The organism is Acidovorax sp. Q11, assembly GCF_054950075.1.
This window is the reverse complement of record NZ_JBUDZG010000022.1, coordinates 1-24,836: the sequence shown is the minus strand read 5'-3', so window position 1 is coordinate 24,836 and position 24,836 is coordinate 1. Positions and strand designations below refer to the sequence as shown.

Sequence of the window (24,836 nt, the reverse complement as noted above, 5' to 3'; positions counted from 1 at the left end):
CCGCAGACTGCGCCAAGGCAGCCCCCGCGACCAATCCATTCGCCAGCAGCAGCCAACAAAACCGGCGCAAGGCGCGTGATACCTGACGGAACATCTCCGCCCAGCGCTGATGGAGCATGCCCTGCCCGGGAAGTTTGGTACCGTCAAATTCCTGTGTATGTCTACTGGGTGGATGCGCGCCCACAAAGAGGCGCGACAACGGATTGAACATAGATAGTCCTGAAGTGATGAACAGCTCAAGTTTTTGGCCACGCCGCAACCTCACCAGCCCCTTTTCGGGTTTGTAAAAATCGGTGTGAGGGGAGACCGCGAAGACGCCCAGCCTTGGTGGCTGAAGCAGCGCTCGAATCTATCCACGAAACAGGCGCATTGCTGCGGGGCAACAATCGTTAACCATTGCCGGATGCCATGCGTGTCGTTCGCACCACGCTGGTGCATTGCAGCGTTGTTCGACTCGGCGGGCGACAGTGCAGCGCTTGGTTTCCTTGCCCGATGCAAGCCATCAAGGCTTCAGCGATTCAAGCGGTGGATCGCAGGACATTGCGCGCAGGCCAAAGCGGTGATTTGCGCTGCGAACAGCGGCACCGTGCAGTGCCATGCGGGCCCATGAGGCTTGAGCAAAACCAGCACAGTGGGCTATGCTGCACCAGCTCAACATTCCCCACAGCCCGCCCATGAAGGACTGGATACGCAACGTTTTGTCGATTCGACAGGCACGCCGCCCTGCACCGGTGGGGCAGGTGCCCGTGGTGGGCTCGGACATCCAGCGGGGAGCGCTGAAGATGGCGGTCACGCATCGGATCTCGGGGGAGTTGTGGGACTGGCTGGTGCTCTCCGGCTGGCGCAATCTGCCGGTGGCGACCGACCGGCGCCGGGGCATGCGCCTGCCCGACGAGGCCCTCAAGACCTTGATGGATGCGGACCCGCAAGAGCGCAACCAGGTGTATGCGCGGCTGCTGGAGCAGGCACAGCCGCAGGAGTAAAACAGGCGCTGCACCGACCTGCCGTTTTCCCAGCTTCCAAAGAAAAACCCCGGGCGCTGCTCAGCACCCGGGGTTTCAATTTTTGATAGCAGCCAAGCGCCTATGCATGCGCGGTGACGGCAGATTGCGCCCCAAGGGCGCACCCGCCAGCCCCCCGCTCGCCCGACCTCAGGCCAGCAGCGCGTTCACGCGCTTGACATACGCAGCCGGGTCTTCGGGCAAACCGCCTTCGGCCAGCAGGGCCTGGTCGAACAGGATGTGGGCCAGGTCGTGGAAGTGCACGCTGCCGTCGAGCTTCTTCACCAGCGCGTGTTCGGCATTCACCTCCAGCACGGGCTTGGACTCGGGGGCCTGCTGGCCGGCCTGCTTGAGCATGCGGGCCAGCTGCGTGCTCATGCCGTCGTCCTGCACCACCAGGCAGGCGGGCGAGTCCACCAGGCGGGTGGTCACGCGCACGTCTTTGGCCTTGTCCTTGAGCGCTTCTTTCAGCTTGGCCAGCACGGGCTTGAAGGCTTCAGCGGCTTCTTCGGCGGCCTTCTTCTCGGCTTCGTCCTGCAGCTTGCCCAGGTCCACCGCGCCCTTGGCCACGCTTTGCAGCGGCGTGCCGTCAAACTCGTGCAGGTAGTTCAGCGCCCACTCGTCCACGCGGTCGGTCATCAAGAGCACTTCGATGCCCTTCTTTTTAAAGACTTCGAGCTGTGGGCTGTTCTTGGCGGCGGCCAGGGTGTCGGCGGTGATGTAGTAAATCGCCTCCTGACCTTCCTTCATGCGGGCCTTGTAGTCGGCAAAGCCCACCGTCACGGCGTCGCTGGTGGTGGAGGCAAAACGCAGCAGCTTGGCCAGGCGCTCGCGGTTGCCAAAGTCTTCGCCCAGGCCTTCCTTCAGCACGGCGCCAAACTCGCTGTAGAACGCGGTGTACTTGCCTTCCTTGGCCTTGTCGTCAGCGTCCACCACATCGGTCACGCCGTCGGCATTGGCGGCGGTGTCGTGCTTGTCGTGTTTGGCCAGGTCTTCCAGCATGCTCAGCACACGCTTGGTGCTGCCTTCGCGGATCGCGCGCACGTCGCGGCTTTCCTGCAGCAGCTCGCGGCTCACGTTCAGCGGCAGGTCGGCCGAGTCGATCACGCCCTTCACAAAGCGCAGGTAGGTGGGCATCAGCGCCTCGGCGTCGTCCATGATGAAGACGCGCTTCACGTACAGCTTCACGCCCGCCTTCTTGTCGCGGTTCCACAGGTCGAACGGCGCCTTGGCAGGGATGTACAGCAGCTGCGTGTACTCGGTGTTGCCTTCCACGCGGTTGTGCGCCCAGGTGAGCGGGGCCTCGTGGTCGTGGCTGATGGTTTTGTAGAACTCGGCGTACTGCTCTTCGGTGATGTCTTTCTTGGGGCGCGTCCACAGGGCGCTGGCCTTGTTGATGGTTTCCCACTCGCCGGTCTTGACCATGCCACCGGGCTGGCGGCCGCCGTTTTCGTCCGATGGATTGATGAGTTCGCCGTCTTTCCACTCTTCCTTTTCCATCAGGATGGGCAGGCTGATGTGGTCGGAGTATTTGGCGATGACCTGCTTGAGCTTCCAGGCGTTGAGGTATTCCTCGGCATCGTCACGCAGGTGCAGGATGATGCTGGTGCCGCGCTGGGCGCGGGTGATGGTTTCCACCTCGAAGTCGCCCGTGCCGCCGCTGATCCAGCGCACACCTTCGTCGGCCTGGAGGCCCGCACGGCGCGATTCCACGGTGATCTTGTCGGCCACGATGAAGCCGGAGTAAAAGCCCACGCCGAACTGGCCGATGAGCTGGGCATCCTGCTTCTGGTCGCCCGAGAGCTTGCCCATGAAGTCCTTGGTGCCGCTCTTGGCAATCGTGCCCAGGTGGTCAATGGCCTCCTGCTGGCTCATGCCGATGCCGTTGTCGGTGATGGTCAGCGTCTTGGCATCTTTGTCGAAGCTCACGCGCACTTCGAGGTTGGGCGCGTCCTCGAACAATGCGGAGTTGTTCAGGCCCTCAAAGCGCAGCTTGTCGCAGGCATCGGACGCGTTGGAGATCAGCTCGCGCAGGAAGATTTCCTGGTTGGAGTACAGCGAGTGGGTGACCAGGTGCAGCAACTGGGCCACTTCGGCCTGGAAAGACAGGGTTTGTTTGGTGCTCATGGTGTCTTGGTCTTGGAATGGGCTACTTCATACGATCTTGAGAAATGCCTTTGGTGCACCTGCGGTGCAAAAGACATTCGCGCGTGTTCACCTCAGGGCGGATGGCGCGATTTCAAGACCGGCGGAGCTTTGGCGGCGACTGAGAGTGCATGGACAGCAGTCCCGCCATCTGGCGCGGTTTTGACGCGCCAGACGCACTCGCAGCGATCGCAAGAGCATTGTTGACAATTTGCGCGCAATTAACGCTTGTTCAGCATATTTTACCCTCCTAAGATGCCGCATTTGCTGCAGGCCGGTGCCAGCAGCTGCCCATCTGCTTTTTTGGACAAGCCCATGCCCACCTCTTTGCAAAAATGGTCTGCCGAGTTCCTCGGCACGTTCTGGCTCACCTTCGGCGGCTGTGGCAGTGCCGTGCTGGCGGCCGCTTTTCCGCAGCTGGGCATCGGGTTTCTGGGCGTGTCCCTGGCTTTTGGCCTGACGGTGCTGACCGGGGCCTACGCGCTGGGGCCCATCTCGGGCGGGCATTTCAACCCGGCGGTGTCCGTGGGCCTTGCACTGGGCGGGCGGTTCAAGGCGTCTGAACTGCCCGGCTACGTGGTGGCACAGGTGCTGGGCGCGATTGTGGCCGCCGGGGTGCTTTACCTCATCGCCACAGGCAAGCCCGGCGCGGACATTGGCGGGTTTGCCACCAACGGCTATGGCGAGCATTCCCCCGGTGGCTACGGGCTGATGGCGGCTGTGGTGGCCGAGGTCGTGCTCACGGCGGTGTTTCTGATCGTAATCCTGGGCGTGACTTCGCGGCACGCAGCGGAAGGCGTGGGCGGCATGGCCATTGGCCTGTGCCTCACGCTGATCCACCTGATCTCCATCCCGGTGACCAACACCTCGGTCAACCCGGCGCGCAGCACCGGCCCCGCACTGTTTGGGCCGAGCTATGCGCTGTCGGAGCTGTGGGTGTTCTGGGCCGCGCCCATTGCGGGCGCCTTGCTGGGCGCCGCCATTTACCGGGGGCTGTTCGGCGAAGATTGAGCGATAGACCGCTCAGTTTTCGAGTGTGATGCGCTGCACCAAGGTCTGCAGGATGGTGTCGGCCTTGTCGTTGGACACCTGGCAGGTGCCTGCAGCCGCATGGCCCCCACCGCCAAACTCCAGCATGAGGTTGCCGATGTGCACATGGCTGCTGCGGTCCAGGATGGACTTGCCCGTGGCAAACACCGTGTTCTGCTTCTGCAGCCCCCACATCACATGGATGGAGATGTTGCACTCCGGGAACAGCGCATAGATCATGAAGCGGTTGGTGGCCCAGATGGTCTCTTCCTCGCGCAGGTCCAGCACCACCAGCTTGCCGATGCGGATGGCGCAGCGCTGCAGCTGCTCCTTGGCCTTGGCCGCGTGCTCGCGGTAAAGCTGCACCCGCTCCTGCACGTCGGGCAGGGCCAGGATGTCGTCGATGGTGTGGTCGCGGCAATACTGGATGAGGTCCATCATCAGCGCGTAGTTGCTGATGCGGAACTCCCGGAAGCGGCCCAGCCCGGTGCGTGAATCCATCATGTAGTTCAGCAGCACCCAGCCCTGGGGGTCGAGAATGTCTTCGCGCGAATACTGGGCCGAATCGGCCTGGTCCACCGCCGCCATCATGTCGTCGGTGATGCGCGGGAAGGCCGCCTTGCCGCCGTAGTGGTTGTAGACCACGCGCGCGGCCGAGGGCGCATGCGCCTCGATGATGTGGTTCTCGGACCGGCGGCCCGAGTTGCGCACCGTTTCGGACTCGTGGTGGTCAAACACCAGGTGCGCCCCGGGCACATAGGGCAGGTTGGTGGTGATGTCGCGGCTGGTGATGGCGATCTTGCCATCCTGCATGTCTTTCGGATGGACAAAGGTGATTTCGTCAATCAGGTCCAGCTCGTTGAGCAGCACGGCGCAGACCAGGCCGTCAAAGTCGCTGCGGGTCACCAGGCGGTATTTCACATCACTCACAAGTTTCTCCTTGTTGTCTATTGCTGCATGAACACATCGTAGCCGCACCCCGGCACCGGGCCAACGTCATGTGGGCGCCGCCATCCACTGCTCCAGCTGCCGGGCCACGCCAGCATCGCCCAGCAGCGCCAGATGGCCCAGGCGGTAGAACACCGCCTGCTGGTCCTTGGCAAACCCGAGCCCCCGCACAGCATCATCGTGGATGCCCAGGGCGCTGCGCAAGGGCACCAACCCGTCCCCCACCAGCCGCTCAGCCACCGGGCTGCGCCGGGCGGCCAACGTGGCGGCCACCGCGTAGCAGGCTACCCCAGCGGGCAGGGGCACGGGGGTGCGCTGGTCGGGTCGGGTGCGAAAGCGGTCTCGCCCCTGCCAGTCGACATCGAGCACATGGCCGTACCGCAAATCGGTGATGCCTGCGCTGCGCAGCTGCGCCAGCCGGGCAAACGGCCGCGAATAGGGGGTGCTGCCCAGCAGCACGTCCACCCAGTTCCCGGCCCGCTCCAGCGGCGCGCCATGGTGGGGCGCACCCAGAAAAACCACCTGGCGCAGCCGGGGCAACCAGCCGCTGGGGGCCGCCGCCTGGGTGGCCGCGTGGTGGCAGGCGCTGCGCACCACCAGCCCGCCCATGCTGTGGGCCAGCACGGCCAGCTCCGTCACAGGCACGGGCCAGGTGGCCACCAGCGATTCGAGCAGGGCCGACAGCTCGGCGCCGTTGGTCGAGATGTGCTGGCCGGTGTTGTAGCGCAGGTACACCGGCGTGTAGCCCAGCGCCTGGGCCAGGTGGGCGCCATGGTCGTGGCCGCCGTGCTGCCATTGCAGGTCGTTCATGCACAGCCCATGCACCAGCACCAGCAATTTGCCGGTGGCCGTGCCCGCAGCGCCCAGGGCGCGCGCATCAAGCGGCAGGCCCTGCTGGTACCAACCCATGTGGGTGCACAGCGGGTTGTTGTCCTGCTGCAGGCGGTCGCCCATCACACCGTTGAGGGCGGCGAGGACCGCCTCGCGCTCCCACAGCACCTCGGTGCCGGGCGCGTTCGCCGAGAAAAAGGGTTCCAGCCGCGTGAGCCCCGCCTGCAGGCCCGCGTCCACCAGCTTCGCGACCCCCCGGATGCTCTGGTAGACCAAACCGGTCAGCCCCCCGGTGCGGCCCGGCTGGGCCCCGCCGGGCAGCCCCAAGGTGCCGCGCACCGACTGGTGCACGCCCTCGGCCACACGGCTGATGCCGGTGGTGGCCTGCGTGGCCAGGCGGGCCACGCCGCGCAGGTCCGAGGCGCGCAGCTGCCGCAGGGGGTTGGTTCCAGAAGCCGGGACGCCGTTGGGCGTGCGCGGTGGCCGCGAAGAAGGCATGAGAAAGGCTCCGATCCAGAAAAATAGGGGGGGGGTTGTCGGAGCCCGGCAGCTTTCAGAAGCGCTCGTTGGGCGACAGATAGCGCCACTGCCCCACGGGCAGGTTGCCCAGGGTCACGCGGCCGATGCGGATGCGCTTGAGGCCCACCACCTTGAGCCCTACCAGCTCGCACATGCGGCGGATCTGGCGCTTTTTGCCCTCGGTGAGCACAAACCGCAGTTGCTCGGGGTTTTGCCAATCAACCTTGGCGGGCTTGAGCGCCTCGCCGTCCAGGCTCAGGCCATGGCGCAGGCGCTCCAGCAACTCTTTGGGGAACACTGCCTGCACATTGGTGCTGACAGGATCACGCTCGTCAATTTCCTGCAGCGGCGCGGAGCGCTCACCGGGGTGGCGTGGCACCGCCTGACCGGGTGCCTGGTAGACCACGCGCACCAAGTACTCCTTTTCCATCACGGAGTCCTCGCCAATGATCTGCCGGGCCACGCGGCCGTCCTGGGTCAGCACCAGGAGGCCCACCGAGTCGATATCGAGCCGCCCGCAGGGCGCCAGGCCCCGCAGCTGCGGCGGGGAGAAGCGGTTGCGGCTGGGGTCGTCGCGCCAGTGGGTGCGGGGGTTGATCAGCGCCACGGCGGGCGTGTGGCCGTCCTCGGCCTGGCCGCTCACATAGCCAATGGGTTTGTTCAGCAGGATGGTGACGCGCTGCTCCTGGAAACCCTGGGCAATCTTGTCCACCTCAATGCGGTCGGCCGCCGTGACCTGCTGGCCCATGGTGGCCACCACACCGTTGACCTTGACCCAGCCCTGCTCCACCCAGTCGTCGGCCTCGCGGCGCGAGCACAGGCCCAGCTCGGCCATGCGCTTGTTCAGGCGCGAGGTGGGCAGGCCGCCCACGGTGCTGGTGGCGGGCGCAGGCACCTGGCGAACGGGCGCCACAAATGCGCCCGACGCGACGCGGTAGGTGGACGGTGCGGGCGCCCGGGCGGGCCGGGGGGCCCGGGGCGGTGGCGCAGGCCGCGCGGGCGCGGGTTTGGCCGCCAGGGTGGGGCGGCGCAGCACGGGGCGCGGCGTGGCTGGCGAAGAAGGGCCACCGGCATCGGCGGCCGGGGCGGCGGGGCCCGCAGGCGGGCGAGGAGCAGAAGAAGACATTGCGCGTATTTTCGCCTGCGGGCCGGTCGGCGCCCAAATGAATTTCAGCCGCCCCTGATCTGAAGCCCCCGGCGACCGAAAAACCGGTGCAGCCTACCCCTGTCGCGCCTGCCAGGCCAGGAAATCCTCGACCGGCAGGGGCCGGGTGATGTGGTAGCCCTGGGCTTCATCGCAGGCCAGGGTGCGCAGGCGCTCCAGGATGGCAGCTGTCTCCACCCCCTCGGCCACCACCGTGAGCCCCAGGTTGTGCGCCAGGTCGATGGTAGAGCGCACGATCATCGCGTCGTCCTCGCCCGTTTCCATGCCCATCACGAAGGACTTGTCGATCTTGAGCTCATCCACCGGCAGGCGCTTGAGGTAGGCCAGCGACGAGTAGCCGGTGCCAAAATCGTCAATCGACAGCTTGAAGCCCTGTTCGGACAGCCGGTTGAGCATGGCCTCGGCACGCTGCGGGTCGTCCATGATCGCGCTTTCGGTGATCTCCAGGCAGAAGGCGCTGGCGGCCACCCCATGGCGCGCCAGGATGTCGGCCAGCCGGTTGCTCAAGTCCGGGTCGAGCAGGTCGCGGGTCGAGAGGTTGACCGACACCCTGAGCGGCAGCCCCCTGGTGCGCGGGTCGGCCAGCAGCTTCGCCACCTCCTCAAAAATCCACAGCGTGAGCTGGCGCACAAAGCCAGTCTGCTCGGCAAACGGGATGAACTGCATGGGCGGCACCAGCCCGCGCTGCGGGTGCTGCCAGCGCACCAGCGCCTCGGCCGCCAGGCCTGCCTGCCCATGCAGCGGCACCTTGGGCTGCAGGTACAGGCGCAGCTCGTGGTGCTCCACCGCGTGGCGCAGCTCGGTCAGCAGCGACAGGGTCTGCGCGCTGGCCGAGTCGAACGCGGCGTCATACTGCAGCGCCCCGCTGAGCTTGCGTTTGGCCGCATACATGGCGATCTCCGAGCGGCTGAGCAGGGTGTCGGCATCGTCCGCATCGCCCGGCCAGCAGGCAAAACCGATGCCCGCGCTCAGGTCCACCGTCTGGTCCTCGAACGCCAGCGGCTCCTCGAACGACTGGTTGATGCGCTGGGCGATGTCGTGCGCGGCGGCGGCGTCTGCATTCAGCAGCAGGATGGCGAACTCGTTGCCGCCCAGGCGCGCCACTATGTCCTCGGGTGAACGCACCTGCAGGCTCAGGCGACCGGCCACGGCCTGCAGCAGGCGGTCGCCAAAGGCATAGCCCAGCACGTCGTTCACGTGCTTGAAGCGGTCCAGGTCGAGGGTGAGCACCGCCACCGGCTGGGGCACAGCAGCGGGGGCCGTTCGACCCGGGTGTTCGGGATGGCCGGCCAGGGCCCGCACCACGGCCTCGCGAAAGCGCTCCCGGTTGGGCAGGCCGGTCAGGCGGTCCCAATAGGCCAGACGGCGGATTTCGGTTTGCTGCGCGGCGATGTCCACGCGCATGTGGTCGAACGAGCGCGCCAGGTTGCCGATTTCGTCCGTTCGGTCGGTGTGCTCCAGCGGCGTGTCGTATTCGCCGCGTGACAGGCGCTGCGTAGCGACCAGCAGCGAACGCAGGGGCGTGGTCAGCCGCTGTGCCACCAGCCCGGTGCCCACAGCAAACAGCAGCACACCCGCCACGGTGATGATGGCCAGCAGCACCTGCAGCTGGCGGTAGGGGGCCGCCACCTCGTCCACCGATCGCAGCAGCAGCGAGCGCACCTCGCCGCCCACACTGTCGATCGGTCTGGAGCGCGCCAGCAAGGTGCCCTCGGCAGTCTGTAGCTCGCCCGCCGCGCCGCCGCTGCCCATCAGCAAGGCCTGCGCATCCGCAGGCAAGGTGCTGACCGGCAGGGTCATCACCCCACCGGGGGCCTTGACCATCAGGGCCACATGCACCGACAGGAGCTGCCGCATCTCGTCGGCACGCGACTGGTCGATGCGAAAACCCATCAGGACCCAGCCAATGACCACTGGCGCCCGCATAGGCACCATCACAAACTGGTAAGGCACGCCGTCCATCACCGCAATCTGGCTGCCCTGCGGCTGCTGCGCGAGGCGGGGCACCACCTGCTCCAACGTGGCGGGAAACTGTTCCATGCCATCGGTCAGGCTGACGGAGCGCAGGGCCAGGTCGGTGCCCAGCAGGGCCGTCACGGCCGCGCCGATGCGGCTGCCGTGGTTCTCCAGCACCGACTGGATGGTGTCCTCGTCCCCGGAATTGACCGCCGAGCGGAAGCCGTAGTCGGCCGCCAGCAGCGCCGAGCCCTGGCGCAAGCGCTCGGCGTTCTGCTCCAGCAGGCGGCGCCAGATGTTCTCGTCCAGGTCCAGCGCCCGCGCGATCTGGGCGCGCGCATTGCGGTCGATGGAGGCGCGCACCACGGCAAAACCAGCCGCCTGCACGATAAGCAGCAACAGCAGCGACAACCCCACCAGCCGCAGGATCAGGCTGCGCCGGGCCAGGCGCAGCCGCGTCAAGGCTGCAACCCCGTCAGGCGCACCGAGGCCGTGGCGGTACCAGTGGCGGGCACCGTCAGCGCCTGCTCCTGAGTGGGGGCGCCCACGGGCAGCCGGGTGTGCCAGGTGCGCAGCGTGTAGGTGCCGGGGGGCACGTTGTCGAGCAGCACCCGGCCGGTGGCGGCTGCACTGCGTGCGTAGTAGGGGGTGTCAAGCACCAGTATCCAGCCCACCATCTGGTCGTGGATGTTGCAGCCCAGCGCGACCACGCCGGTCCTGTCGAACAGCACGGGGTTGGTCGGCGTGCCGGTATAGAGCTTGAGTTCGAACTTCTTGGCGGGCGAGAACGAATACACATGGTGCCGCACCGTGTCACGGTTGGGGAACAGCACCTCGGTGCCGGTGGTCACCACCAGCACGCCGGGCACAAACTGCCGCTTCTCCTGCGCCATCTCCACGCCCGCCAGCGGCCGGGCCAGCTTGCGCGCGTCGGCCGAGTCCAGAAACACCACGGCGTCGGCCTGCGGCTTGCCCGCCGCATCGGCCACATCCACCTGCACCGTGCCCGCCAGCGCGGCCAGCGCCCCGCCCGCCAGCGCCCCCACGCACAGCAGCGCGCGACCGGTGCGGCCAAGGCTGCCAAAGCGGCGGCAGGGGCGCAGGGGGTGGGCGCCGCCAGAGGTCATGGCTCGATCGCCATGCCCACCAGCGGTGTGCCCTCGCCCACCAGGCCCAGGGGCCGGGTGGCGCCGGTGGCCAGGTCCACCTGGTGCAGGCGGGTCTGATTGTCGGCCGCCGTGCGCACCGCAATCAGGGCGGTGTTGCCCACGTCGGCAATGTCAAACGCCACATCGGTCAGCGGCCCCAGGCCCAGCGACCCCACGGTGCGCAGCTGCCCGGTGTTGGGCGAGACCACGGGCGTGGTGCCCTCGCGCGAGCCCTGGGTGACCAGCACGCCCACCGCACGGTCGATGGCGTAGTTGGTGGTGATCTTGCTGTCGTTGGGGTTGTAGGTGTAGGCAGCCCCCGCGATGTCGGGCTTGCGGCGGGCGTTCACATCGGCCCAGGCATAGCGCAGGGAGGGGTCGGGCTGCACACCCTCCACGGCCGGGTCGCCGTCCACGGCGGCCCCGGTGTCGGGGTGCAGGCGCAGGTTCTGGCCGGTGTTGGACACCACGCGGATGCGGTCGGCCGCCGGGTTGAAGTCAAAGCCGAACACGCTGCCGACGAGAGGCAGCACTGCGGGCGCGGCCCCCACCGGGCGCAGCGTCCCCGTGGGGATGTCGAGCGTGTACAGGCGCCCGGACTGCGACAGCGCATAGAGCACGCCCTTGGCCACGCGGAAGTCGATGCCCACCAGCCGGTCGCCTGCGGGCAGGCCGGTGACCGGGCGCCGCTCCAGGATGCGGCCGGGCTGGCCCGCATGGAAGGTGATGAGTTCGTGGGCGCTGGTCACCGCCACCACCGCTTCGCGCAGGCCAGTGTCGGGCGCGGGCGTGGCCGCACACCCCGCGAGCAGCGCCACCGCCACGGCCGCCGGAACGGCGCGCAGCGCCGAAGAACAAAAAGTGGGATGCATCAAAGACCTCGCAACTGTTACAGGTTTATACCTGATCGCCCTCCGGCCGTCGCCCCCCGGGGCAAACCCGAAGGGGTTTGGATTGACATCAAAAATAATAGCAACAAAGGCATATTCATCGCGCGGTAACGGCAATTTTTATGCAGGTTCTTCGCCCACTGCCTGTTGCACTTTGGTGCTGCCGAGTCGCCACAACGAGTCCACTCATTTGTAACAAACCCAGCCATGCAATTCGGGCATGCCCCCATCCGTAACGCTCATGACACATTTCGAGATTTCTGCCTACACTGCGTCGAACGTGCAAGGGCCCGGCCTGCCCCTGTGGGCATCGATATTGCTTCGGCCCATGGGCACCGGTTGGTTCGTGCCGACCTGAATCCCCCGATCCCCTGACGCCCACCGAGACACAAGGACTTCCATGCCCGCCGCCGCTTCTCTCAAATCCTTGTCGATCTCCAGCCGGCTCAGCCTGGGCTTTGGTTGCATGCTGGTGCTCATCATCGCGGTGGCGGCCCTGGGCCAGTTGTCGGTGAGCCAGGTCAACAACCAGATGCGCCAGATCACCGGCACCGGAGCCAACAAGGCCAAGCTGGTCAACGGCATGCTGGAGAGCGTGAGCGCCATCGGCATCCAGAGCCGCTCGGCCGCGATGCTCAACGACATCGACCCCAAACAGGCGCGCGCGCAGATCGAAACCGTGGGCAAGACCCTCAAGGACTACACCGCCCAGGAGACCGCCCTGGCCGCGCTGCTCACGCCCGACAGCGCCACCCCGGCCGAGATCAAGCTGCTGGCCGATGTGCAGGAGCTGGGCCGCAAGACACGGCCCGAACTGGACAATGCCATCAAGGCCGCCGACGACGGCGACACCGTGAGCGCGACGCTGGCACTGATGACCCGCGTGGCGCCCAGCGAAACCGCATGGCGCACCAAGCTGGGCGAACTCATCGACCTGCAGAACAGCCTGAACGCCGAAGCCACGGCCTCCAGCGAGCAGACCCAGGGCAACGCCCGCCTGGTGGGCGGCCTGCTGGTGGCGCTGGCCATTGGCCTGGGCGCGCTGATTGCGTGGCGCATCACCACCAGCATCACCGCGCCCATCGGCCGTGCCGTGGTGGTGGCCGAGCGCATTGCGCGTGGCGACCTCACTTCGCAGGTCGAGGTGCGCATTCAGGACGAAACCGGGCGCCTGCTCGAAGCCATTGCCGCGATGCAGGAGCGCCTGCGCACCCTGGTGGGCGAGATCGGCCAGACGGCCGACTCCATCCTGGTGGCCAGCTCCGAGGTGGCCTCGGGCAACCTGGACCTGAGCCAGCGCACCGAACAGACCTCGCACAACCTGCAAAGCGCCGCTAGCTCGCTGGTAGAGCTGACCGGCACCGTGTCGCAAAGCGCCGACTCGGCCCGCCAGGCCAACCAGCTCGCGTCCACCGCATCCGATGCCGCCACACGCGGCGGCGAGGTGGTGGGCCAGGTGGTGCGCACCATGGATACCATCAGTGCCAGCTCGCGCAAGATCGCCGACATCATCAGCGTGATCGACGGCATCGCCTTCCAGACCAACATCCTCGCGCTGAACGCCGCCGTGGAAGCCGCCCGCGCGGGCGAGCAGGGCCGGGGCTTTGCGGTGGTGGCGGGCGAGGTGCGCAACCTGGCCGGCCGCTCGGCCAACGCTGCGCGCGAGATCAAGGCGCTGATCGGCACCAGCGTCGATCAGGTGCAGGAAGGCAGCACCCTGGTGAACCACGCGGGCAAGACCATCGAGGAACTGGTGCTGTCGGTGCGCCGCGTGTCCGACATCATGGGCGAGATCACCGCCGCCACGCAGGAGCAAAGCCAGCGCATTGGCCATGTGAGCCAGTCGGTGGGCGCACTGGAAGAAATGACGCAGCAGAACGCCGCCCTGGTGGAAGAAGGCGCGGCTGCGGCCGACAGCCTCAAGGACCAGGCCGGGCGCCTCACGCAGATGGTGGGCACCTTCCGCCTGTCGCGCAACGATGGCGGTGGCGAGGACAGCTGGGGCACGGGCAACGTCACAGCCGCCCCGCTGGCCGCCCCGGCCCCTGTGCCGGCACCCGCACTGCGCAGCGCCAGCCCGCGCGCACCGGCGCTGAAGCCGCGCGGCAAGCTGCCGTCGCTGCCGCGCTGAGCGCCGGGGGCGGCTTAAAGCAGGCTCTTAGCTCCCCTTGAACTGGAAGATGCTCGACCGCAGCGCCGCCAGGTCCAGCACCCGCAGGCCGCCGTATTCGATGCGGATCGCGCCCTGCGCTTCCAGCGCGGCCAATGCCTCGTTCACACGCTGGCGCGACAGCCCCACCAGGTAGGCCAGCTCCTGCTGCGTGATGCGCAGCACCTCGCCCACGCCCGGGTACAGCACGGGGTTGAACAGCGACGCCAGGCTGCGCGCCACGCGCACGTCGGGGTTGTTCAGCCGGTCGATCTCGCGTGCGGCGATGAACTGGCCCAGGCGCTCATTGAGCTGGTTCATCACAAAACGGTTGAAGCCGATGGAGTGGTCCAGCAGCCAGTGGAAGGTGTCGATGGGCAGGCCCGCCACGATGCTTTTGCGCAGCGCCTGGATGTTGTAGCGGTAGGGCTCGCGCTTGATGGTGGTGCCTTCGCCAAACCAGCCACCCGGCGGCAGACCTGCATAGGTCATGGTCTGGCCCTGTGCGTCGTCGCTGCTCATCTTGAGCAGGCCCTCGACCACCCCAAACCAGTAGGTCACCGGGCGGCCGACCCGGCACACGTAGTCGCCCGGCTGGGCATCGCCCACCAGCAGCGAGGCCACCGCGCGTTCGCGCTCGGCGGGCTGAAGCTGGTCCAGCCACGGGATGCCGCGCAGTTCGTCGGCGGTGGGGGGGCGCCGCCGCTGGTGCAGCGACAGGTCCTGGTTGATGCGGGAGTCCATGGGCGCGGTCCGGTCGATGGGGTCGGTGGATACGGGAAATCCTGATCCGAATTGTCGTCAGAAAGACAAAAAAATGCCAATCTCCACCGGATGATGGCGCCTCCCCCGGTCCTGGAACCAGTGCAAGGTCTTTGCGAGGCCGGGGCTACCGAGGAGACAACACCATGAACCAACACCGATCCACCGCGCCGGACACCGCAGCGCCCGCCCATGCCGCACAACGCCGTGGCCTGGGACGGCGCCAGGCCCTGGCCGCCGTGGCCGCCCTGCCCTGGGTGGGTATGGCGGGCCTGCCCGGCCGCGCCCGTGCGCAAGAGGGCGCGATCAAGATTGCGCAGTCCGCCGCCCTCACCGGCCCGCTGGGCGACCTGGGCTCGGCCATGCACCAGGGCGCCAAGGCGGCGTTTGCGGCCCTCAATGCGCGCGGCGGCGTGCATGGCAAGGCGATTGAACTGACCACGCTGGACGACACCTACGACGTGCCCAAGGCGCTGGCCAACGTGGAGCAGTTCCTGGCCGACCCGGCCACCTTCGCGCTGTTCAATTGCATGGGCACGCCCATGATCGACGCCATGCTGCCCAAGGTGGTCGAGAGCGGCATCCCGTTTTTTGCGCCCTTCACCGGCGCGCAGCTCAGCCGCACCAAGGCGCGCAGCGTGTTCAACATCCGCGCCAGCTATGCCGACGAGGCCGAAAAGCTGGTGCAGCACCTGTCCACCATCGGCATCCAGCGCATCGGCATCGTCTACCAGAACAATGCGTTCGGCAAAGAGGTGTTCAGCGCGGCCAAGCAGTCCATGGACCGGCTCAAGCTGCCCGAGGCCCTGACCGTGACGGTGGAGAGCAATGCCTCGGACGCGGGCAGCGCCGCCGCCAAGCTGGCGGGCGGCAACCTGGAGGCCATCGTGATTGGCCTGGCGGGCAAACCCACGCTGGAGTTTGTGAAAGCGTTCCGGGCGCTCAAACGCGGCGTAACGCTGTATGCGCTGTCGGTGATGGGCACGCCCGCCACCGTCAAGGCACTGGGCGCCGACGCCACGGGCATGGCGATCTCGCAGGTGGTGCCCCTGCCCTCCAACGTGGTGATGCCGGTGGTGCGCGAGTTCCAGGCCGCCTGGAAGGCCTCGGGCGCCACGGCCGAGCCCTCGCACCTGGCGCTGGAGGGCTACATCAACGCCCGCGTGTTTGCCGAAGCCCTGCAGCGCGCCGGCCGCAACCCCACGCGCGCGGCCTTCATCGACGCGACCTGGAACCTCAAGAAATGGGACCTGGGCGGTTTCGAGATCAGCGCCAGCGCGCCCGAGCGCAACGCCTGGGAACGCAGAACATATTTTAGAAATTCTGTCACAGGTAGAGGACAAGAAATCTACAGAAATTTGAGCACGCAGATTTTTAAAAAAAATAAATCTGGTCAGAATTTTCGCGTCGACATGGGGAACATATTTTTAAAACCCGTTGATTTTTAAAATCTTCCGGGGGGCCCATTGCATCATATCTTCGAAGTTGATGAAAGACGCCACAGGAAGTAGTTGAGCAGCCGACTCCTTACCTGTTCATGAGCCTATATCTGCTTTACGATGGCTGGTCACCGACCATCTTGATCGTGTTCTAGGCGGCAAATGACTCCACTATTCCCTTCAGATGCAACACTAGCATCAATACTCCAGGCATTTGTATACGCCGGCAAGTTCTCATCTCCGCTCCGATACGCCCCGTTCCCCACGAAGGGGCGAATTAGTAGCGATTTTGGCGAAGCGACAAAATCATTCTCAGAAAATGTGCTTGATGGTGCGGTGACTCCCGAGGACCTGCTTGAAAAACACACGATGTTTCCTTTGATGGCCTGCCTGCTAGATGCCAACGCTGCAAAGCAATGGAAATCCGCACTGATTGAAGGCAGACGATATGCCCACAAGGGAATTTTTCCGAACTTCCTAGCTACATTTCTACCATCGCGGGCATCACGCTGCTGTCCGAAATGCATTCAAGAAGATCTAAAAAATTACGGCCTAGCTCATTGGCGCATCCCTCATCAAATTCCAGGTATAAAACACTGCATTTATCATGGCAATCTACTTTGCGATACATGCGAGAGCTTTGGATGCAATGCGAAGTTTAAAAATCTGATGGGGCCATTTCAGCTCCCAAGTGATCCATGCTGGTCGTGCGGCGCTATCGATATTGGCATTATTAGAACAAGAAACATCTTAAGCCCTGGCTATCAAGCATATTCTGAGCTCGCAAATCGTGCCTTGCAAGGAGAGGCATGGGAATTAACTCCACATACAAGAGAAGTAGTACGTAGCCATCTTCGAAGCAAAACTCTCGAACACAAGCGCAATCTAATATCAGCCTGGGTCTCATCTTGGAAGGAGCATAGTTTTCCTACACTTCTAAAATCGTTGGAAAGCACTGAAGCAGAAAGCTCATCCTCAACAGCCTTACTTACTAATAGACAAGCAGATCCGATTCTTACAATCGCAATCCAGTCCTTCGCGTGGAATCATTTTGGAAATGAATTCGCCGAATTGCGGCCTTAACCACGAATCCAAAGTAGATTTTGTGAACACCCGCTGCGGCTCATTGAAAAATGGTCCTAAGCCGGAAAAACATATCCCACCCATATCGCCCGCGGATAACATCTTGCGCCAAACGTCGACGGCTCTTTTCATCCGCAGACGCCATTGACACTCCTTCGATATTCCAGAGCGCGTGCTCAAGATATTCTGCAGCATCAACAAATGTCCCCACTTGGAACGTTGCCCTCAAACGACTACTGGAACTTCTGGGTGAATAGATCTGATCTACAAAGTCAAATATAGGTTGAGCAATGCCTCTCTGCTTCAAGTGGTAACTATGTACTAAGAGCGCATCCATCAATTCACTTCGCCACGCTTCAGCGGCACCCATAGCCTGGAAAGCAACTGCGCGCTCCAACGCGAGAGAGATGCCTGCGAGCGCCTCCAAAAAATCCAACTTTTTTAAGGCACGTCCGGTACTCCGGATGTGTTTATCAACCTCAGCCCCGCGTCCCTGCAGTATTAACTGGGTCTTGGGGTGCAGCTGTTGTCGATAGGTCCGGATGTTCTTCTCTGGCTGCCCCGGCTTGGCTAGAAGCCTCCACAGAGGGTGCTGAATCTCTGCCGCAGATCCAGCGTGCAGGCTATCCACACGCCCCCTAAGCTCCGAGCCCGGCACATGTGCTCCACGTGCGTACCCGGCCCACTTGTTGTGGTGGAAGAGCGTGCTACCGTCATCACGCCGTTTGTATGAATTGGGATCTAGCTTTTTCCCGAGGCTATAGGGTGTCGTTGCGCCGGTCGCGTTGCGAACACCGCAGTACCAATACACCGTCCTAAGCGCATCAATCACTTGCCGTGGCGATGCGTTTTCGATACTTTCACGGCGGCTGTGAAAGTAAAACTCACGGATGGAAAGCCTATTCAAATCAATCACTTAGCGACTTCGCACAAGAAAAAATAGAGTAATGTAGAGGTCAAATCGTATCCCGTAGACGAGGCAAATACTCATAGATACCATCACGCCAATTGATCGTTGACTACTAGTCATCAAGTCTTTGGCAGATGAAGGTCCAGAACATTCTTAGGTTCCCCGCCGCTCTTCACAAAGCCCGCCTATCACGCGGGCTGGCTCAGAAAGCTGCGGCCCTCTCCCTTGGGTTGGATCAAGGGCAGTTTTGCGCTGTGGAAAAGGGTCGGCGTCCTCCGTTCGCCAGGACACAGATAGAAGAGCTGTCTGCCGCCTGGCACCTTTCTCCAGATCTTCAGGATGAATTGGAATGGTCTTCTGCGCACGACCGATACATACGGTTGGCCCATCGGTCGACGAATTCCGACGACGACATCTTGCTGCTCAGCCAAACATTGAGAACTGCTCGTCAACTTGACGCAGACCAGAAAGCGGGTCTCCTCGACTACCTAAAGATGACCGAGCAGGGAGCGTCCCAAGTCAGGTCTCTGTGCGCCTCCATGCGCGAGAGGGGCACCACATGACTTAGAAAAAAGAACGGCGAGCACAAGGGCTCGCCGGGGAAGAGTCTTGGAAATTCCAAAACCTTAAGCAAGTTAATTCTCCCTCCAGCTCCCCCTGGCGTCAAGGCGCGCGATCGCGCACTCTCAGCCTACGGATGAATGTTGACCGAGCACGGTCCATTCTTGTCCGTTACCACGCTCAGACGAACGAGTCCTCGTCGGAGTGCTGGCTTTGTGCCACATCCCCAATGCCCCCTGCAGTTCTTCCTCCGATCCTGAGTGGTTGAGGGGCTGCGTCGACTTTAAAAAATCTGGCATCAGGCCCGAGGCACAGTCATGTCCGCACAGTCAGTAAAAACGGAACTTACGCGCACACATTTGGCAGACGCAGGTTATTGCGCCCCTTATCTCTATCTGCTTGAAGAGGAAAAACTCTCGCAAGAACAAAGCGCTCTCACGCCCCACACCATGCGGAAACTTAGCCAGGTGCATCGTGCACTTCGCGAAGGGTGCGGCCAAGGACGTGGCGACAGCTACCGGCCCTGGATTCGAATACGAAGGAACTTCTCATCGCCGACCAGCCATCAAATTTTCGACAGCGTCGGCATAAACAGGCGAAATCACCATTTTCTCAGCCGTCTGGAATTTGAGACAGCTCTGCAGGTCGCGTACCTTGGTCCAGTTGAGTTGCGGGAGTGCTTGCCAGCGTGGCCAATTGAGCATCCACACCCAGACTCAGGCCTAGATGAATATGTCGACGCCCGGCGTGACTTAGTCCCAGGCCTCATCGATCTTGCACGGCAAGCAGGGATCGATCATGGGTGCTTCGTCGGCACCACAGTTCCCTACGTCGGATCGGTGGACTTGGTCTTTCGTATCGCACGCGGCCCAAACTGGGGGCTCGTGGGAATAAGTTGCAAGCCGAAATCCATTGCGGACGCTAGCGAGAGGGCAGCTGAGCGTATCGAATTGGATCGGCTGTACTGCCAGGCCGCAGGAGCGCACCACGTTCATGAGGACGGCACAGCCATGAATCAATTATTGGTAAAACAACTGCGGGCAATCAGGCCCCTGATGAGCGAACTAGATACTCACAGGACGACCCAGCGACTCTCCGACTTCGTGGGCAACTTTGAGGGCTATTCAACAGAGCGATCAATTCTCGAATCCACATTGGCTGCCGGCAGACGCACGAAGCTCAGCGAAGAGGATGCCTTCCTGTTCTTCCGCCTTGGCGCTTGGCTCCGAAAAATTGACATCGATCTGTCTGCTCCCCTCCTCATGAAATCGCAGATCCAGCGAGGTGCTACAGGAACTGCCTCCTCGCTAGCGAAGCGCTACTTCGGAGTGTCAGGTGAGTGAGTTCGAGATTACCCACGGCAGTGCGATACGCACTCACACCGCAACGAACACTCCTGTGCTGTATGGGCGCGTCGTCCATGTCGACAAGAACGATGATTTGGTCGTCGTCATTCGCGTACCCGAGCGCAATGACAGGGGACACAAGCGGAACTACGTTAAAGCCCCGATCTTTCTCAGACTGTCATCCTTTCTGAAACAGCTGGAGCGGCGAGAGTACTCCGTGTGCAGGTTCGACACACCAAGCCACTGGCTCCTTACTAACAAACAACTACAAGAAAACTCGACCGCCGGACTGGATCGCAACTCACGACGCAATTTGAGCTCTTGGTTGAAGCATCGTGATGCGGCATACGAGCTCATCAGGCCATTTGTCGAAGGTCGTACGGTCGATCAGATCGTAATGGACCCGGAACTCAAAGGATGGCCTGCAAAACGGGCTACATCGTTGAATCGCAAAGCCACGTCACGTATCCAAAGCACGCTGAACGCATACCTGCTGGCACTGGGAGAGGTTAACGGACTTCTGCCTTGGTACTCTGAATCTGGGGCCCCTGGAAAGAAAAAAATAGGAGAAAGAAAAACAGGACGACCACGAGAGTTTTCCGACCTGGAAGCACCAAATCTCGTCGGACTGAATTGTGATGAGAATGTTCGCAAGATCTTTGCTCTGGGCTGGAAAAAGTTCAAGAAGCCTGGAATTTCTGTCAAAACCGCATTTGATAAAACTCTATCGGAGTGGTTCTGCAAATCAATCCGCTGGAACGGCACAACAGCGACAGTGAAGCTTAGGCCAGAAGCATTCCAATACTCACAACAGCAGTTTGAGTACTGGGGGACAAAAGATGCAGACGCACTCTCTGCTCAACAAATTGAAAGAGGCGAAACGCCAGCGCGGCGCGCATATGAGCGTCGTCAAGGGCGAATCAAAGACCGTCATTTCACTATCAACGGCGAGGGCTTTCTGGATAGCACCAGCAGCGATCAGACCCTCGTTTCTTGCGCTTCAAGACTGAAGGTTTTGGGCTCGCCATGGCGCACAGATGTAATGGGCGCAAATGTAGATTACATCTTTGGCCACCATGTAGGCTTCGAAAATGTAAGCGGCATGACAGCGTTGCTGGCGGTCCTGCATGCAGCGGAAGACAAGGTTGAGTACTGCGACAAGTACGGCATAAAGATCAAGCCGCGCGACTGGCTTGCCACGAGTTTTCGAACTCTCATCATGGACAACGGTGAGGGCAAAGGGTCGCTAGTCATGACGACGCTCGACGAAATGGAGATAGGGGCGGCTTTCGGCTCCGCCTACGACTCAATCAACAAAGCGCCCGTCGAGTCTGGGCACAGGCGAATGCAAAAGAGCGTGGACCATCTGATGCCTGGGGCCACGATGGGTCGCCGAGCTCGCCGTGGCGAACCCGCAAGAGCACTTCTTGCTCGGCAAAACTTGTTTGAGTACATGCCATCTGTCATCCAACGAGTGCTGTATCACAACAATACAGAGGTAATTGACATACCTACGCTAGAAATGCGACGTGATGGAATCGAACCAACACGACGCGGCGTAGTTGAATGGATGCGCGCATCAGGCTATGTGACATCAACTGCCATAGATCTGCCCACGTTGCGCATCAAATGTCTGCCGCGCTTAAAAGCATTCTTGAGCGCAGAGGGACTGCATCTTTACGACCCCCTTTACTCAGGCAAACGTGTCATAAAAAAACTCGTTTACACGAGCGAATGGCTCAAACAGTCGGCACTTCTATCCAAAGCACATGCGCACCGCTGGGCTCTCGATGCTCACATGGATCCCAGCGACATTTCTCAGGTGTGGTGCAATTTGAATGGATTGCAACGAATGCAGCTTAAGACAAGTGACCCGGAAATGACGCAACTTTCATTGCTCGATTGGCTATCTATTTGCTCCAGTGACAGATATGTTGGATTTCTATCAAGGGTCGACGAAGTGCAAGAGGGAGTTAGCCGCGTGAAAAGTATCTCCCTGAGAACGAAACATGCAGATTCAGAGCGGAAAAAGGAAATTCGACTACGTGGAAGAGCGCCTACCAAATCGGAGATGAAAAGGAACATTCGGATCAACACTGCGGAGGAGCGATCGGCGCTTTCGGGGGTTCCACGCTTGCCTAAGAAAAAAGAAAACCCGCTGACGGATGAGCTGATAGCGCGCCACGATTCTCAAACTACCCAAAGCGGTGCTGTAGTTCCAGAGATCGAAGACGTAATGCGCGCACTGCGTGGCACCTGAAAAGCATAAATATGAGTCTCCCGCCAAAAAATCCACTTCTCCGTACCCTCAGCCTGCAAAATTCAAACCCGTTACTGAAGGGAATGCCTCCCAGACGGACGATGCTTGAGCTTGCGATGGACTTTAGGTATGCACCGGTCACTCAAGAAAATGTCTCCGAGGTGCCTCGTCAGGACCGACTTGCGCTTTTGGACGAATTCAAAAAAATCATCGTACCCACGTCAGCGACATTACCAGTTGTCTTCTCCCTCCAAGAGATGGTTTTCTCAGGGCTCATCGCGCGGGATCCTCGAAGCGCTTCCAATCGAATTTTGATCAATGAGCTGGGTCAGAAAAAGGGGCAAGAAATCGCCGACATCGGTTGGCAGCCCTCATTTGCCGCAGGGATGATCTTGGACGGTATCACGGGCACTGGCAAGTCTCAGCTGATCGATCGGTTTCTCTCCATGATGCCGCAGCTCCATGAGCACGGTCTCAACGAGGAGGCGGGATGGCAGGAACTTAAACAGCTCTTCTGGCTGAAGATCTACATGCCCTCCGATGGCACGCGAGGAGGCCTGCTGACTGGGGCTTTTCTTGAGCTAGACAAGGTGCTCGGGACCAACTACTCCGAGCAATATGCATCGACGCGATGGACTATCGAGAAGAAGCTTGTGGTGTTCCTGCATCTGCTTGCAGTGCATCGATGCGGACTCTTGGTGATCGAAGAGGCTCAAGAGAAGAACTTGGCATCCACCTCCTTCAGTCGTGAGTTTCTTACCTTCTTCCTGCGCATCCTCAATTGGGGCGTCCCCACTGTCTTGGTTGGAAATCCACTTGCATTTGTCAGGATCAAGGGCTTTTCTCAAGATGCAGACCGCTTCTCAGAAGCTGGATGGTTTCACATGGACCCTGTCATGGATCCGGCCACGCCTGAATGGACTGAGGACTGGATTCCAAACCTTTGGAGCCCAACGCTTCTTGACGAACCCGACGAACCCTACACCCCGTTCTCAGACGATCCGCTCGACGCAACTTTGGCTGGCTTCATCTGGAAGCGTACAGGCGGGATTCCGAGGCTTCTATGCCGACTGAGGCGCGAAGTCCAATCCCATGCACTGCGCAGCGGTGCACCCCGAGTTACCGCTGCGATGGTGGATCTCGTCTATAGAACCAGCGCAAAAATGCAGCCAGCTCACTTGAGAATCGAGGGATTCGCTAGCAAAAACTGGCGACTGCTCGTCAGCTTTACGGACATTCCTGCTGAAGAGTACCGAAAACGATGGGCACCTCTAGCGGCAGAAGCCCCCACCGACACATCCTCGCAAGCTGTCCAAGCCGTTGCAATTTCGAAGAGAGGGCGTGTAACGAAAGCAGACCCGACTGGCATAAAGAAAGGAACGCAACAAGCTCTTGCAGCCAAAGCGTTTCAAAACGAGATGTTTCAAGGCATCGTCAATGCGGCTGGGGTCAAACTCGATACGGTCGACTGACCATGGCCACCGCCCTCGCTTACCTACCTTCGTGGCGAGGCGATGAAACGCTTTACTCCTGGGCCGCCGGGTTTCATGCGGTGCTCGGGAATGGATCAGCCCGGGATACTGGCGCTTTGCTTTTTGATGCAGAGCACGCGTGCAGAGAGCATGACGCCCCATCAAATTTGCACCGTTTTGTAGAGCTGACAAACGGCAGTCTGGGCGACGTTCATACACTGCTCAGAACTCGATGCCCGCTAAGTCTCTACTTCCCATTTCTTTCGAAGGAGCGTCGCAAGCTGATGCACGACAAAGTGCTTGGCTCCGGCATTGCCAACTGGCGCGTTCATTTCGGGATGCCTGCAAGTAGTCTGGGGGCGGCCAACACTCTGAGATTCTGTGACGACTGCGTGCGTGAAGACTTAGCCACCTGGGGCTTACCGCGCTGGAGACTTCCACATCAGCTAGTCGGATCTTGGATGTGTACTCAGCACCATCGCATGCTGAGGGGCGTGCAGGCGATGTCTTCAAAATGGGCCATCCCAACCGACAGGTGCAGCACCGCACAACCGCAAGCGCCGGGAGATCTGTGCGCAGAATCGATATACCGACTTGCTCAATTCGTGGAGTGCGTCCGGCATGCCAGGGCACTGGACATTGACGCCATACGCCAAGCAACTCTTACAGGACTGCGAGAGCGGGGCATTGCCAGATGGACACACCCATTGGACAGGGAGCTCCTAGCAAGATGGTTCGTCGGAACTCCTCTTGCAAGTTGGCTCAAGATTCAGGGAGATTCACGCAACGCGCTGGCATCCGGTAACTGGATCTACGGCCTTCTGCGCAATCGCAGGGAAAATCACCCAATCAAATGGATGCTCCTCTGGTGCAGCTTGTTTTCCGAACAGGAGGGTGCAGCTCTTGCTCAACGCTTCCTTCAGCCACACACCACCCCTTGGTGGGAACCCAACGGACAAGGTTGTTTGTGGGAAGCATGTGGCTCTTCTGTACCGGTAGATATCCAACAATTAATCGAGCATTCGGATACGCTTGAGACTGCCGCGCACAGTCTTGGAGTTAGCGTTGTCTCTCTTCGGAAAAAGCTTGCAGCCTTAGCAGGCTGAAGAAATACTCCCCAGATTCCAAGCCCGTCCTGCCCCACAGCCGCAGGCTGGCTCGCTTTTTTCACATTCCGGGATTAGCGGGCCCAATTGGGCGTTTTATTGCACTTCGGAGGCCG

At 61.8% G+C, this 24,836-nt stretch carries 18 protein-coding genes; 9 read left to right on the top strand and 9 right to left on the bottom strand.

Annotation, left to right across the window (positions count from 1 at the left end; genetic code table 11):
* Positions 1 to 638 precede the first annotated feature (638 nt).
* Entirely contained in the window at positions 639 to 983 is a 345-nt protein-coding gene (locus ACYZGB_RS16470) for a hypothetical protein (protein ID WP_462389825.1), read from the top strand.
* A gap of 168 nt (positions 984 to 1,151) precedes the next feature.
* Here ACYZGB_RS16470 and htpG read toward each other — a convergent pair whose 3' ends face one another.
* Positions 1,152 to 3,128: a molecular chaperone HtpG gene (gene htpG, locus ACYZGB_RS16465; RefSeq protein ID WP_462389823.1), complete on the bottom strand. Its 1,977-nt coding sequence runs from the start codon at positions 3,126 to 3,128 to the stop codon at positions 1,152 to 1,154.
* A 333-nt stretch (positions 3,129 to 3,461) separates the two neighbouring features.
* On the opposite strand from htpG, the gene aqpZ reads away from it, so the two are divergent.
* Positions 3,462 to 4,157, top strand: a complete 696-nt coding sequence (aqpZ, locus tag ACYZGB_RS16460; RefSeq protein ID WP_462389821.1) for an aquaporin Z — start codon at positions 3,462 to 3,464, stop codon at positions 4,155 to 4,157.
* Positions 4,158 to 4,169: 12 nt separating this feature from the next.
* On the opposite strand, the gene ACYZGB_RS16455 is transcribed toward aqpZ, so the two are convergent.
* From ACYZGB_RS16455 to ACYZGB_RS16430, 6 genes are all read right to left on the bottom strand, one after another.
* On the bottom strand, positions 4,170 to 5,105 hold the full coding sequence (locus ACYZGB_RS16455; protein WP_462389819.1) for an exopolyphosphatase: 936 nt from the start codon (positions 5,103 to 5,105) through the stop codon (positions 4,170 to 4,172).
* Between the two features lie 66 nt (positions 5,106 to 5,171).
* Positions 5,172 to 6,452, bottom strand: a complete 1,281-nt coding sequence (locus ACYZGB_RS16450; protein WP_462389817.1) for an esterase/lipase family protein — start codon at positions 6,450 to 6,452, stop codon at positions 5,172 to 5,174.
* Between the two features lie 55 nt (positions 6,453 to 6,507).
* Positions 6,508 to 7,599, bottom strand: a complete 1,092-nt coding sequence (locus ACYZGB_RS16445; protein WP_462389815.1) for a pseudouridine synthase — start codon at positions 7,597 to 7,599, stop codon at positions 6,508 to 6,510.
* A gap of 93 nt (positions 7,600 to 7,692) precedes the next feature.
* The gene (locus ACYZGB_RS16440) at positions 7,693 to 10,056 is read right to left on the bottom strand and encodes a putative bifunctional diguanylate cyclase/phosphodiesterase (RefSeq protein ID WP_462389814.1); all 2,364 of its coding nucleotides are present in this window, start codon (positions 10,054 to 10,056) and stop codon (positions 7,693 to 7,695) included.
* Complete coding sequence (locus ACYZGB_RS16435; protein ID WP_462389812.1) at positions 10,053 to 10,721, bottom strand: methylamine utilization protein; 669 nt, start codon at positions 10,719 to 10,721, stop codon at positions 10,053 to 10,055. Before ACYZGB_RS16435 ends, ACYZGB_RS16440 begins: the two co-directional genes overlap by 4 nt.
* Positions 10,718 to 11,614 (bottom strand): DUF4394 domain-containing protein, encoded by an 897-nt coding sequence (locus tag ACYZGB_RS16430; RefSeq protein WP_462389810.1) that lies wholly within the window; start codon positions 11,612 to 11,614, stop codon positions 10,718 to 10,720. Before ACYZGB_RS16430 ends, ACYZGB_RS16435 begins: the two co-directional genes overlap by 4 nt.
* Positions 11,615 to 12,032: 418 nt before the next feature.
* Here ACYZGB_RS16430 and ACYZGB_RS16425 point away from each other — a divergent pair, with 418 nt between their 5' ends.
* Complete coding sequence (locus ACYZGB_RS16425) at positions 12,033 to 13,763, top strand: methyl-accepting chemotaxis protein (protein WP_462389808.1); 1,731 nt, start codon at positions 12,033 to 12,035, stop codon at positions 13,761 to 13,763.
* 27 nt (positions 13,764 to 13,790) lie between these two features.
* Here ACYZGB_RS16425 and ACYZGB_RS16420 read toward each other — a convergent pair whose 3' ends face one another.
* The gene (locus ACYZGB_RS16420) at positions 13,791 to 14,525 is read right to left on the bottom strand and encodes a Crp/Fnr family transcriptional regulator (protein ID WP_462389806.1); all 735 of its coding nucleotides are present in this window, start codon (positions 14,523 to 14,525) and stop codon (positions 13,791 to 13,793) included.
* Between the two features lie 164 nt (positions 14,526 to 14,689).
* On the opposite strand from ACYZGB_RS16420, the gene ACYZGB_RS16415 reads away from it, so the two are divergent.
* Together ACYZGB_RS16415 and ACYZGB_RS16410 are read left to right on the top strand one after the other, a co-directional pair.
* On the top strand, positions 14,690 to 15,991 hold the full coding sequence (locus tag ACYZGB_RS16415; protein WP_462389805.1) for an ABC transporter substrate-binding protein: 1,302 nt from the start codon (positions 14,690 to 14,692) through the stop codon (positions 15,989 to 15,991).
* Positions 15,992 to 16,144: 153 nt separating this feature from the next.
* On the top strand, positions 16,145 to 17,065 hold the full coding sequence (locus tag ACYZGB_RS16410; protein ID WP_462389803.1) for a TniQ family protein: 921 nt from the start codon (positions 16,145 to 16,147) through the stop codon (positions 17,063 to 17,065).
* Positions 17,066 to 17,105: 40 nt separating this feature from the next.
* Here ACYZGB_RS16410 and ACYZGB_RS16405 read toward each other — a convergent pair whose 3' ends face one another.
* The gene (locus tag ACYZGB_RS16405) at positions 17,106 to 17,981 is read right to left on the bottom strand and encodes a hypothetical protein (RefSeq protein WP_462389801.1); all 876 of its coding nucleotides are present in this window, start codon (positions 17,979 to 17,981) and stop codon (positions 17,106 to 17,108) included.
* A gap of 872 nt (positions 17,982 to 18,853) precedes the next feature.
* On the opposite strand from ACYZGB_RS16405, the gene ACYZGB_RS16400 reads away from it, so the two are divergent.
* From ACYZGB_RS16400 to ACYZGB_RS16385, 4 genes are all read left to right on the top strand, one after another.
* Positions 18,854 to 19,879 (top strand): hypothetical protein, encoded by a 1,026-nt coding sequence (locus ACYZGB_RS16400; protein ID WP_462389800.1) that lies wholly within the window; start codon positions 18,854 to 18,856, stop codon positions 19,877 to 19,879.
* Positions 19,872 to 22,142 (top strand): hypothetical protein, encoded by a 2,271-nt coding sequence (locus ACYZGB_RS16395; protein ID WP_462389799.1) that lies wholly within the window; start codon positions 19,872 to 19,874, stop codon positions 22,140 to 22,142. The genes ACYZGB_RS16400 and ACYZGB_RS16395 overlap by 8 nt, the downstream gene beginning before the upstream one ends.
* Before the next feature lie 101 nt (positions 22,143 to 22,243).
* Positions 22,244 to 23,614, top strand: a complete 1,371-nt coding sequence (locus ACYZGB_RS16390; protein WP_462389798.1) for an ATP-binding protein — start codon at positions 22,244 to 22,246, stop codon at positions 23,612 to 23,614.
* A 2-nt stretch (positions 23,615 to 23,616) separates the two neighbouring features.
* Positions 23,617 to 24,720 (top strand): TniQ family protein, encoded by a 1,104-nt coding sequence (locus tag ACYZGB_RS16385; protein WP_462389797.1) that lies wholly within the window; start codon positions 23,617 to 23,619, stop codon positions 24,718 to 24,720.
* The last annotated feature ends 116 nt before the right edge of the window (positions 24,721 to 24,836 follow it).